The sequence below is a fragment of the Micromonospora cynarisoli genome, assembly GCF_030518815.1.
GTDB lineage: Bacteria > Actinomycetota > Actinomycetes > Mycobacteriales > Micromonosporaceae > Micromonospora > Micromonospora wenchangensis.
Genome location: NZ_CP130426.1, coordinates 3,004,879 through 3,015,786 on the forward strand (window position 1 = coordinate 3,004,879; position 10,908 = coordinate 3,015,786).

At 72.5% G+C, this 10,908-nt stretch carries 10 protein-coding genes and 1 riboswitch; of the genes, 6 read left to right on the forward strand and 4 right to left on the reverse strand.

Going from position 1 to position 10,908, the window contains the following annotated elements; genetic code table 11:
- Positions 1 to 91 precede the first annotated feature (91 nt).
- Positions 92 to 1,006, forward strand: coding sequence for a cation diffusion facilitator family transporter (locus Q2K16_RS12390; protein ID WP_302745526.1), 915 nt, complete (start codon positions 92 to 94; stop codon positions 1,004 to 1,006).
- A gap of 167 nt (positions 1,007 to 1,173) precedes the next feature.
- Positions 1,174 to 1,305: riboswitch (cyclic di-AMP (ydaO/yuaA leader) on the forward strand.
- Positions 1,306 to 1,309: 4 nt separating this feature from the next.
- On the forward strand, positions 1,310 to 2,368 hold the full coding sequence (locus Q2K16_RS12395) for a coiled-coil domain-containing protein (RefSeq protein WP_302745527.1): 1,059 nt from the start codon (positions 1,310 to 1,312) through the stop codon (positions 2,366 to 2,368).
- A gap of 60 nt (positions 2,369 to 2,428) precedes the next feature.
- Here the strand turns inward: Q2K16_RS12395 and Q2K16_RS12400 are convergent, their stop codons facing one another.
- Both Q2K16_RS12400 and Q2K16_RS12405 read right to left on the reverse strand, forming a co-directional pair.
- On the reverse strand, positions 2,429 to 2,896 hold the full coding sequence (locus tag Q2K16_RS12400; protein WP_145921176.1) for an SRPBCC family protein: 468 nt from the start codon (positions 2,894 to 2,896) through the stop codon (positions 2,429 to 2,431).
- A 98-nt stretch (positions 2,897 to 2,994) separates the two neighbouring features.
- A complete protein-coding gene (locus Q2K16_RS12405; protein ID WP_067309377.1) occupies positions 2,995 to 3,357 on the reverse strand; it encodes an STAS domain-containing protein in 363 nt (120 codons plus the stop codon).
- 354 nt (positions 3,358 to 3,711) lie between these two features.
- Here Q2K16_RS12405 and Q2K16_RS12410 point away from each other — a divergent pair, with 354 nt between their 5' ends.
- Both Q2K16_RS12410 and Q2K16_RS12415 read left to right on the forward strand, forming a co-directional pair.
- Positions 3,712 to 3,855 (forward strand): hypothetical protein, encoded by a 144-nt coding sequence (locus Q2K16_RS12410; protein WP_158224263.1) that lies wholly within the window; start codon positions 3,712 to 3,714, stop codon positions 3,853 to 3,855.
- Between the two features lie 156 nt (positions 3,856 to 4,011).
- Positions 4,012 to 4,410 (forward strand): hypothetical protein, encoded by a 399-nt coding sequence (locus tag Q2K16_RS12415; protein ID WP_302745529.1) that lies wholly within the window; start codon positions 4,012 to 4,014, stop codon positions 4,408 to 4,410.
- Between the two features lie 227 nt (positions 4,411 to 4,637).
- On the opposite strand, the gene Q2K16_RS12420 is transcribed toward Q2K16_RS12415, so the two are convergent.
- Together Q2K16_RS12420 and Q2K16_RS12425 are read right to left on the reverse strand one after the other, a co-directional pair.
- Entirely contained in the window at positions 4,638 to 7,373 is a 2,736-nt protein-coding gene (locus tag Q2K16_RS12420) for a cellulose binding domain-containing protein (RefSeq protein WP_302745530.1), read from the reverse strand.
- 176 nt (positions 7,374 to 7,549) lie between these two features.
- Positions 7,550 to 9,559, reverse strand: coding sequence for a hypothetical protein (locus Q2K16_RS12425; protein ID WP_302745531.1), 2,010 nt, complete (start codon positions 9,557 to 9,559; stop codon positions 7,550 to 7,552).
- A 187-nt stretch (positions 9,560 to 9,746) separates the two neighbouring features.
- On the opposite strand from Q2K16_RS12425, the gene Q2K16_RS12430 reads away from it, so the two are divergent.
- Both Q2K16_RS12430 and Q2K16_RS12435 read left to right on the forward strand, forming a co-directional pair.
- Entirely contained in the window at positions 9,747 to 10,244 is a 498-nt protein-coding gene (locus Q2K16_RS12430) for a redoxin domain-containing protein (RefSeq protein WP_302745532.1), read from the forward strand.
- On the forward strand, positions 10,241 to 10,786 hold the full coding sequence (locus tag Q2K16_RS12435) for a DsbA family protein (RefSeq protein WP_302745533.1): 546 nt from the start codon (positions 10,241 to 10,243) through the stop codon (positions 10,784 to 10,786). The genes Q2K16_RS12430 and Q2K16_RS12435 overlap by 4 nt, the downstream gene beginning before the upstream one ends.
- Positions 10,787 to 10,908: the final 122 nt, after the last annotated feature.

A 10,908-nucleotide genomic window follows, 5' to 3' on the forward strand; every position in this document is an offset into this window, starting at 1 on the left:
CTACCTGGCCGGACGTCCGACAGTCACTTGCATACATAGCGATGTGAGCATAGATTGGAGCCGGTCCGCAGCGGCGACGGAAGGTGTGGACGTGGGCGCAGGTCATGACCACAGCGCGACGGTGAGCAACGCCGCGCACCGGCACCGGGGTCGGCTCTGGGCGGCGTTCGGGCTGCTCACCGTGCTCATGGTGGTCGAGGCGGCGGCCGCCTTCGGCACCGGTTCACTGGCCCTGCTCTCCGACGCCGGGCACATGTTCACCGACGTACTCGGCATCGGGATGGCCCTGGCCGCGATCACCGCCACCCGGCGGGCCGGACGCGACCCGCAGCGCACCTTCGGCCTCTACCGACTGGAGGTGCTCGCCGCCCTGGCCAACGCCGTGCTGCTCAGCGGGGTCGCGGTCTACGTGCTGATCGAGGCGGTCCGCCGGTTCGGCGAGCCACCCGAGGTGCTCGCCGGTCCGATGCTGGTGGTGGCGGTGCTCGGCCTGCTCGCCAACATCGTCGCGTTCGGCCTGCTGCGGGAGGGTGCCAGGGAGAGCATCAACCTGCGCGGGGCGTACCTGGAGGTGCTGGGCGACCTGCTCGGCTCGATCGGCGTGATCGTGGCGGCACTGCTGATCGCCGGCACCGGCTGGTGGTGGGCGGACCCGCTGGTCGCCGTGGCGATCGGCGTGTTCATCCTCCCCCGCACCTGGCGGCTCGGCCGGGCGGCGGTGCGCATCCTGGTGCAGGCCGCCCCGGAGCACCTGCCGGTGACCGCCGTGCACGACCGGCTGACCGCCGTGCCCGGGGTCGCCGAGGTGCACGACCTGCACGTCTGGACGCTCACCTCGGGCATGGACGTCGCCTCGGCCCACCTCACCCTGGCCGGTGACGCCGAGGTCGGCACGGTGCTGGCGGCCGCCCGGGTCGCCCTGCGGGAGGACTTCCACATCGAGCACGCCACCCTCCAGGTCGAGCCCGGGGCGGCCCCCGACGCCTGCGGTCCCGCCCACTGGTGACCCCCACCCCTGGGCCGGACGGTCAGCCCGGCCGGGTACTCCCGCACAGAGATCGCGGATATTTGCAACGTTTGCCCCTTTTAACGGTATTCACTCTCGTACCCTCAGTCACGAGGTAGGCAGGTGTCACACGCGTACCGGTAGGCTCGGCCCCGGTCTCCGCCAGGCGGAGGCCGCCGCCCAATCGCCCGCCCGGGCGAACCGGGGAACCACGTTCCTGGGGTGCATCCGCGTCAGCGGTAGGGATCTTCCGTCCCGAACCCGTCAGCTAACCCGGTCGGCGGCTGACGGAAGGACATCCGCATGCACGTACGCACCACCACGCGGCTGCTGGCCGCAGTCGTCACGGCGCTGGCCCTGGGCGTCTCGGCCGCACCGTTCACCCCGGCCGTGGCCGCGCCCACGACCCGGCTCGCCGCCCCCGGCGACGACGACGAGGGCGGCACCCCGGCGCTGCGCGACCAGCTCGACGCGGCCAGCAAGGGCTGGCTGGAGGCCAAGGCCGCCCTGGAGCGCTCCACCAAGCGCCAGCAGGAACTCGACGGGCAGCTCAAGACCATCGAGGGGCAGTTGGTCGCGCAGACGGCCAAGGTCGGCGAGATCGCCGGCGCGGCCTACCGCACCGGCCGGCTCGGACCGATGTCCGCCCTGCTCAACAGCAACACCCCGAGCGGTTTCCTGGACCGCGCGGCGGCGCTGGAGACGGTCGCCACCCGGGAGGACCAGGAACTGCGCACGATGATCGAAACCCGGGACCAGGCCACCCGGACCCGGGCCGCGGTCAGCCGGGAGATCACCGAACAGCGCAAGCAGGTCGCCACCATGGGCAAGCGCAAGGAGCAGGCCGAGCGGGCGTTGGCGGTGGCCGCCGCCGACAAGCCGGCCCCCACCTCCCGCGACTCCGGCAGCTCGGACGGCACGTCCACCAGCAACGCCAAGGGGGCGCCCCGCAACTCCGACGGCTCCTGGCCGTCCGAGTCGTGCAGCGTCAACGACCCGACCCCGGCCAACGGCTGCATCACCCCGCGTACGCTCAACGCCCTGAACCAGGCCAAGGCGGCCGGTTTCACCAGGTACGTCTCCTGCTACCGGCCCAGCGGCTCGGGGGAACACCCCAAGGGCCGGGCGTGCGACTTCGCCGCCCAGAAGAACGGCTTCGGCGGGGTGGCCAGTGGCGGCGACCGGACGTACGGCAACAACCTCGCCGCGTACTTCATCCGTAACGCCGACCGGCTCGGCGTGCTCTACGTGATCTGGTTCAAGCGGATCTGGCTGCCGAGCAGCGGGTGGAAGGCGTACAGCGGGGGCAACGGGGACCCGTCCAGCGACCACACCAACCACGTGCACCTGTCGATGATCTGAGCCGGCCCGGTGGCCCGTCCGCGTCGGGCGGGCCACCGTCCGGGCGGATGCCGACGGTGGTCAGCCGGCGGCCGGCGGGTCGCCGGCCCGGCCGTCCAGAACCGCGCCGAGGCGGCTGGCCAGCCCCAGGTGGGCGGCGCGGGCCTGCCGGAAGGCGTAGCCGAACAGCGGGGCCGGCGCGGCGAGGGTGATCTCCACGTCGATCCGCAGCAGGTCACCCTCCATCCGCAGCCGGGTGTGGTTGCGTACGGTGGTGCCGGGCTGCTGGCGGGCCACCGTCACGATCTCGTCGTCGCCGGCCAGCAGCACGTCGGCCTGGTAGGTGACGGGGAACCGCAGCGGCCCCAGCTCCAGCCGGTCGGTGATCGCGTAGCTGGCCAGGGCACCCGGCCGGGCGGGTAGCCGGCGCACCCGGACGATCAGCGGATGCAGCTCCTCCTGCCGGGACAGGTCGCTCAGCAGCGCCATCGCGTCCGCCGGTGAGCAGCGCGCCTGCACCGTGTAGCTGAAGCTCTCCCGCCGGACCACCGGGCCTCCTGACCGTCGTCGGTCGCACGATCGTGCCGTACCGGAGACGGACTGGCAATGTCCCTGGCCGGACGGCACCGACGCCGACGGCGGCCCGGTCAGGCGCCGGGCAGCACCTCCGGGGTGGCGGCACCGGCGAAGTACGGCTCCGGGGCACCGAAGAGACCGAGCAGGCCGGTCACCCAGAGCTGCCGGTGCACGAACCGGCTCGGTTCGGTGACGATGAGTTTGACGCCGCTGACCTCGGCGGTCTGGAAGCCGGCGACCATGGCGCTGATCCCGACGGAGTCGATGAAGGTGACGAGTCGCATGTTCAGCTCGATCCGCGCGGGCCGGCCCTTGGCCAGCACCTCGGCGATCGCCTCACGTACCTCGTAGGCGGTGTCGACGTCGATCTCACCACGGGGGGCGATCTCGATGACACCGGCCGGCAGGACCGACTTCACGATCGACAGGCTCACGCGAGCACCTCCACTCGCCCGTCCCCGGGCGCCTCATCAGTACGCGGGCCGCGACCGAGAGTATTCCTCCGATGGCCTCGGTCGCCACCCCTCGGGATGAGCAATTCGCGGATCCGGACGGACCGGACCGTCCCTCTCCACACCGTTGCTGGTCCTGTTCTCTCCGACGAACGGCCCGGCTCGGCCGTTCCAACCGTCCCAGAGTAGCCGCCCCGGTCCACCGGAATCCGGATGCGGTGGGCCGGGCGAGCCCCGTCGGCTGCCCGGTGCGGCCCGTCGACTCTCCCGGCGCAGGTTGTGACAGGTGCCTACGGTGGGCGAGAGATGGGTCACCACGATCGAGGAGACGGATCGATGCTCAAGAGACTGCTCGGCCTGGCCGGGGTCGGCGCGCTACTCGCTCTCGTACTGGCCTGCGGCTTCGGCGGCGGGGACGACGACGATGACGACGACGGGGACGATTTCGCCCGCGCGACGTCCGTGGTCGTGGTCCGCTAGTCCTGGTGGTCACCCGCGCGCACCGGGTTTGCGGCCCGGCCGGGCGGGGCACTGCTCGGATACCGGCCGGGCGACCGGTCGGTGTGGGGACCGTCCCGCGGCACAGAGACGACGTCCGAAGTGGCCGCAGACTTCGGCATTCGAGGAGGTAACACGATGATCGGCAGCAACCTTCTGGAGCGCCGCAGCAAGCCCGAGCGGATCGCCGACCAGGCCTGGCACCACCTGCTCTCGGCGGTGGACTCCGCCGGTGACAGCGTCCGCGACGCCGCCCGGTCGGTCCGGGACTCGGGGCTGTCCGACGCCGGCGACCTGGTCGGCTCGACCGCCGACGAGGCCCGCCGTCGGGCGACGCTCGCCTTCGACGCGCTCGCCGGCCGGCGTCCGGCCCTGCCCTGGACCCTGCTGATCGGCGCGGCACTGGTCGGCGCGGCGATCGGCTGGGCCGCCGGCACCGCCGCGCGGGCCGCCGGCAGCCGGGGTGACCGGGCCGTCGACGACATCGAGTTCGTCGACGTGGACCGGCCGAACTCCCCCGTCGGGCTGGACGACTGACCGTCCCACGGCACGCGCAGGCCCCGGTCACGCTCCTCAGCGTCGACCGGGGCCTTCGCCGTCTTGATCCACTCCGTTGGGGCGATGTTGCGGTGAAGACCCGGGGTTGATGCCGCGACTTCGCCACCAATGAGTCGATCACCCACGGACAGGCAGGTCCCGGGCCGGACCGCCGCCGGCTCCCCTGCCCGGTCGGGCATGGGGAGCCGGCGGGTATCGGACAGCTGTCAGCGGCTGGTGCAGGTCACCGTCGGGACGGCGTTGGTGCCGGTGACGTTGGCGGTGAAGCCGATACTGGTGCTCGCGCCCGCGCCGAGCGCACCGTTCCATCCGGCGTCCCGCACCGAGACGTTCGCCCCGGTCTGGGTGTAGGTGCCGCCCCAGAGCGAGTTGACCGTCTGGCCGTTGCCGAACGTCCAGTTCACCGTCCAGCCGGCGATCGCGCTGGTGCCGGCGTTGCGGACCGTCACCTCACCCTGGAAGCCACCAGGCCACGACCCGGTCACCTGGTACGTCGCCGCGCACCCGCCGGTGGGCGGAGGCGTCGTCGGCGGAGGCGTGGTGGGCGGCGGCGTGGTCGGTGGAGGCGTCGTGGGGGGCGCAGTGGTCGGCGGAGGCGTGGTCGGGTTGGGGGTGGTCGGCGTCGGGGTGGGGGTGCCGCCGAGCCGGTCGGCGACCAGGATGCCCCGGCCGTTGGTGCCCAGGTAGACGCGGCCGTAGACCCGGGGGTCACCGGTCAGCGCCTCGCCCGCGTTGCCGTACTGGTGCTGGTCGTCGTTGATCCGCACCCAGGCCGCGCCGGTGTTGTCGGAGCGGTAGACGCCGCTCTTGCCGTCGACGGTGCCGAAGGTGAACACCGCCGGGTACGTCTGACCGGGAGCCGCCTTGCCGAAGCCGACGTTCACCGCCGCCGACACCCCGGCCAGCTTGGTGAAGCTGGCCCCGGAGTCGGTGGAGCGCCACAGCCCACCCTCGCCGGCCAGCCAGATGTCGCCCTCCCTGCCGGGCGCCGCCTTGAACTTGACGGTGCCGGTGGCCGGCAGGCCGGTGGCGGCGGACGCGGTGAAGCTGGCCCCGCCGTTGGTGCTGACGTAGAACTTGCCGCCACTGAAACCGTAGAACTTGTTCTTGTTGACCCGGTCGGACTCGACCACGGCGTTGGCCGGGATGCCGGTGGCGGCGGTCCACGAGTTGCCGAACCCGACCGAGCGGATCACCTGCTGCCCGGCATCACCCGGGGCCCAGACGAACTGGCTGCCGTCGGCGGCGGCGGCGACCGTGCCGCCGTTGTTGATCCCGCCCGGCTCGCTGCCCTGGAACCAGTTCGCCCCGCCGTCGGTGGAGAACGCGACGTGACTGTCGTTGGGGCGGTCGGCGTCGGTGAAGTTGCCCGCCCGGACCATCGTCGCCGGGTTCGCCTCGGCGTAGTCGAGGCTCGTGGTGGTGGTGAAGACCGGCTGGGTGAACAGCATCGGCGGCACCGCGTCGAGGTCGGTGTGCCGGAACCCGCCGATGTCACCGAGCCCGCTGATCAGCGGCGCCCCGGTGGGCGGGCTGATCAGATCCTGCACGGCGGTCTCCTCCAGGCCCTTGACCATCGGCCTGATGGTGAGCTTGCCGCCGGTGTCCCACTTGGTGAGGTCGGTGCTGCCGTAGATGGTCGCGCCGGTGCCGTACATGAAGCGGTTCGAGTCGAACGGGTCGATCTCCACCGACTCGTTCATCCAGCCCAGCTTCGGGGACTCCTCCGGCGGGGCCGGGTTGGCGCCGAAGGTCAGCCACGGCACCGAGCTGATGTCCATCGTGAACTTCTTGGTGCGCTCCGGGTAGCTGCCGAACTCCCAGATCCGGCTCCAGGTCGCGCCGCCGTCGGTGCTGCGCCAGAAGATCGCGTCCGGCCACCAGGAGATCTGGGTGGCGACCATCAGGGTGTTCGGCTTCTGCCTGTCGATGGTCAGCCCCGAGTAGCCGAAGTAGGCGTCGCTGCTGGACGACGGGATCGGGCTGATCTGCGTCCACGCGCCGGTGGCCCGGTTGAACTTCCACACGTCACCCTTGCCCCCGTCGTACGGGCCGCCGGTGTCGCTGGTGGCGATGTAGAGGAAGCCGCCGACCGGGTCGACCACGCCCTTGTGGGCCAGGTAGCCGGTGGGCTGACCGGCGATCCGCTCCCAGCTCGTGCCACCGTTCGTCGAGCGGTACACCGGGTTCGCCTTGTCCGCCACGCCGACGTAGATGGTCTGCGTGGCGTTGCCCGCCGTACCGGTGCTCTTGTCGAAGGTGACCCAGGTCAGGCCCTGGTTCTGGCTCTGGTAGCCGGTGGTGTCGTTGGGGTCGGCCCGGTAGTTGCCGACGTTGGGGAAGTTCGCCACCTTGGCCCAGGTGACCCCGTAGTCGGTGCTGCGCCACAGGCCGTTGCCGCCCTCGGCGCCGTAGTACAGGATGCTGTTCTTGTTGGGGTCGACGGCGAGCCGCTCCCCCATGCCCCGGCCGGGCATGTTGCCGCCGTTCTTGAACGGCAGCGCGGTGGCCTGCCAGGTGGCGCCCTTGTCCGACGAGCGCAGGATCGCGCCGTTGTTCGGGTCCCAGTCGTTTGTGTACATGCCGACGGCCGCGTACACCCGGTTGGTCTGCACCGGGTCGGTGGCCAGGCTGACCACGCCGTTGTAGCCCCACTTGTCCGCGCCGACCCAGTCGAGCAGCGGCGTCCAGGACTGGCTGGCCTGCTCCCATCGGTACGCGCCGCCGATGTCGGTGCGCGCGTAGATCAGGTTCTTCTCGGTCTGGTTGAAGATGATGCCGGGGACGAAGCCACCGCCGTCGATCCGGACGTTCTTCCAGCTGTACGGTTCGGCCGCCGCCGCGGCGGCCGGTGTGGACGGTGCGACGGTGAACTGTACGGCCACGACGGCCGTCGCGGCGGCCAGCACGGTGGTGACCGCGCCGACGAGACTTCTCCGCATCTGCGGTTCCTCTCGGGATGCCAGGGTCAGGGTGCGACGGCCCCGTGGGGGACGTCGACGGGTGCGAAGAGCTGCCCTGGCTCCCCGCCGGCACGCTTGGCTCCCGCTGCCGAAGAAGAACCCAACAGTAACCGGTACGCCGCCGAATTAGGAAGCGCTCCCAACTAACTCGGCCATCAGAGCCGGTAGATGACGTCCTCGCCGACGATCTCGCGACTGATGCCCAGTCCGTCCACCGGTCGGGCGGCCACGTCCGCCCACGGCGTGCCGGCCGCCCAGCCGGGCAGCAGCACCACCGTGCGCACCCCGACCTGCCGCAGGTACGCCACCGAGGTGGCGTCCGGGAAGGTCATGCTCACCGCCCGGATCCGCTCCTGGGACTGCGGGGTGAACGAGGCGAGCCCGTTGACCACCTTGGGGAACCCGTCGGTCGACCAGAGCATCACGTGCAGTTCCCGGATGCCGTCGCTGGGCAGCACCAGCGCCGGGCCGGTCAGCCCACGCAACACGGCCGGCTGCTCCGGCGCGGGCACGTGCGGGGTCCGGTTGACCCCCTCCACGCCGACCAGCAGCAGCGGCACCAGCAGCGCCAACCGGGTCAGCCGCCACTGCCGGCCGGCCCCCTTCGGAGCCGACTCCCGGGTGACCTCCTGCTCGGCCGCCGACCCGGACCACGCCGCCGACCGCAGTGCCGGCCGTGGTCCCGCTGCCGCCTCCGCCGGTGCGGACGCCTCCACCAGCACGGGCGCTCCCGCCGGTCGGAGCGCCGGCACGGCCCGCTCCGACCCGGGTTCCGCGTCCGGCCCCGACGGCTGGTCCCCGGCCGGCCCTGCCCCACGCTCCGCGTCCGGCCCCGGCGGCTGATCCCCGGCCGGCTCCGACCCCGGGGCCGGCTCCGCGCCGGGGGCGGTCTCCCGCACCGTCAACGCCCCGGCGGCGAGCAGGCCGAGCAGCAGGGTCGTCCACAGCACCAGCCGGCCCGGGGTACGCACCCCGTCCCAGCCCGGGGCATGCTCGACAAGCGTCACGTAACCGGGATCGCCGTCGCCACCGAACGTGGTGCCCGCGGCGAGCGCCACGCTGACCAGCGCCGCGCCGGCCAGCATCAGCCGGTGCCGCAGCCGCCAGGCGGAGAAGAAGAGCCCGGCCACCGCCAGCGACAGCAGCACCACCCCGGGCAGCAGGGTCATCTCGCCCGGGAAACCGAACGTGGCGCGGGCCGCCTCGTGCCGTTCCCCCCACAGCCAGGACTCCGGCGGCGCGGTGACGAACCCCCGCCACGGCGGGGAGAACATCTCGATCTGGGCCACCGTCCGCCGGCCGGACGGGTTGCGGGCCACCACCTCGAAGTACGGTGCGGCCATCGCCAGGGTCACCCCGGCGAACCCGATCCCGCCGGCCAGGTCGGCCAGGAGCAGCCGGCGCGGCACCACCGGCCGGGCCCGCCGCCGCAGCCACACCACGCCGTACGTCACCACCGCGCCGAGGCAGAGCAGCCCCAGCACGTACGCGAAGGGCAGGCCGATGCCGAAGCCGAGGGTGACCTGCCAGGCGGCGACCGCCCACCCGGCGACCACCCACCCCGGACGGACCCGGTCGGGCCGGTGGCCGTGCCGCAGCGACCAGCCGTGCCCCCGGGCCAGCATCGCCAACGCGAGGGCGATCCCGCCGATGCTGAGCACGTGCAGGTGCCCGGCCTGGGCGAGCTTCCACGGGGCGTACGCGAAGGACACCCCGGCCACCGCCGCGCCGGCCCGGCCGGCCCCCACCTGCCGGGCCAGCGCGTACGCCCCGAACAGGGCGAGGGCGTGGGTCAGCAGGTAGAGCAGGTTGTAGCGGATCACGGCGGCCACCGGACCGTCCCCGATCATGCCGAACGGGGCGTACCCGAGCAGGGTGTCCGAGTAGGCGTAGGTGTACGGCTCGGGATAGAACGTGTTGGAGTGCCAGACCTGCAGCGGGTTGGTGAGCAGGGCGTGCCCGCCCCAGGCCACCTGCCACGCCTGCAACGTCGGGTCGCCGGTGTCCTGCGGGATGGTGCTCGCCGGATCGCGCAGGGTCGGCCAGGTCAGCACCACGGCCAGCAGCAGCGCGCCGAGCGCCGCCAGGGTCCACTCGTGCCGGGCCACCCGCCACGACACGCCCGCCAACCGGCGACCGAAGACCCGCATCTGATCGACGTCCATCTTTCCACCCCGTCCTTCGCCGTCCGTCAGACTGCCCGAGTCCGAACCGGTTGTCGACACCGGAACCCGCCCGAATTTCGCCCCCGGGTCCCCGCCGGCGGTCCGAATCCGATCTGACGGTTCCGTGGGCAGGACCACCCGGATCGGGTGAGCCGCCCTCACCCGGTCCGGCGGGACCATGGGAGACATGACTGGACCCGACGGACTGATCCGACCCGGGACACCGGCCCCCGAGTTCACCCTGCCGGCCACCCCGGACGGGCGACGGACCGGCCCCGCGCAGTTTCGGGGCCGACCGGTGGTGCTCGCCTTCTACCCCGCCGACTGGTCCCCGGTCTGCGGCGACCAGATGGCGCTCTACCAGGCCGCGATGCCGGAGTTCGAGCGGTACGACGCGGTGGTGCTGGGCGTCTCGGTGGACAGCCTCTGGTCGCACCGCGCCTTCGCCGAGGCGAAGGGCGTCCGGTTTCCGCTGCTGTCCGACTTCGAACCCAAGGGCGAGGTGACCCGGGGCTACGGGGCGTACACGCCGCAGGGGCGGGCCGGCCGCGCCCTGGTGGTGCTCGACCAGGCCGGGGCGGTGGCCTGGAGCTACCTGTCCCCCGCCGAGGTCAACCCGGGTGCCGACGGCATCCTCGACGCATTGGAACAACTCGGCACCGAACGGCAGGTGACGACCCGATGAGCACCCCGTTGCAGGTCACCGCCCGCCTCCGGGTGCCGGTGACCGAGACCGACCATGTCCGTGGACCCCTGGACGCCCCGGTCACCCTCGTGCAGTACGGCGACTTCCAGTGCCCGTACTGCGGGGCGGCGTACCCGAACCTGGCCGAGGTGCTGCGGCAGCGGCGGGACACCGTCCGGCTGGTCTACCGGCACTTCCCGATCACCAACCTGCACCCGTACGCCGAACGGGCGGCCGAGGCGGCCGAGGCGGCCGGCCGCCGGGACCGGTTCTGGGAGATGCACGACTGGCTCTACGAACACCAGGACCAACTGGACCCGGTGCACCTGTCGCTCGGCGTGGCACAGGTGGGGCTCCCGCCGGACGAGATCGACGCCGAGGTCGACAGGCACGCGCACGCCGACCGGGTACGGCACGACTTCACCGGCGGTATCCGCAGCGGTGTCAACGGCACACCCACCCTGTTCGTCGGCGACCACCGTCACGACGGCCCACTCGACCTCCCCACCCTCCTCACCGCCGTGGACGCCGCCACCCCCTGACAGCCCCGACCACACGACCTCCCCGCCGTGCGCCCCTCGGCCTGCCGGTGACCAACCCACCCCCGGTGACCGACCCACCCCGGCGTCCACCCAGCCCACCCCGTGGCCACCCGGCCCGCCCC

Coding starts and splice junctions, on each gene's coding strand:
- Q2K16_RS12435 (WP_302745533.1), top strand. CDS start 10,241: ATGAGCACCCCGTTGCAGGTCACCGCCCGCCTCCGGGTGCCGGTGACC.
- Q2K16_RS12410 (WP_158224263.1), top strand. CDS start 3,712: ATGCTCAAGAGACTGCTCGGCCTGGCCGGGGTCGGCGCGCTACTCGCT.
- Q2K16_RS12430 (WP_302745532.1), top strand. CDS start 9,747: ATGACTGGACCCGACGGACTGATCCGACCCGGGACACCGGCCCCCGAG.
- Q2K16_RS12420 (WP_302745530.1), bottom strand. CDS start 7,373: ATGCGGAGAAGTCTCGTCGGCGCGGTCACCACCGTGCTGGCCGCCGCG.
- Q2K16_RS12415 (WP_302745529.1), top strand. CDS start 4,012: ATGATCGGCAGCAACCTTCTGGAGCGCCGCAGCAAGCCCGAGCGGATC.
- Q2K16_RS12395 (WP_302745527.1), top strand. CDS start 1,310: ATGCACGTACGCACCACCACGCGGCTGCTGGCCGCAGTCGTCACGGCG.
- Q2K16_RS12425 (WP_302745531.1), bottom strand. CDS start 9,559: ATGGACGTCGATCAGATGCGGGTCTTCGGTCGCCGGTTGGCGGGCGTG.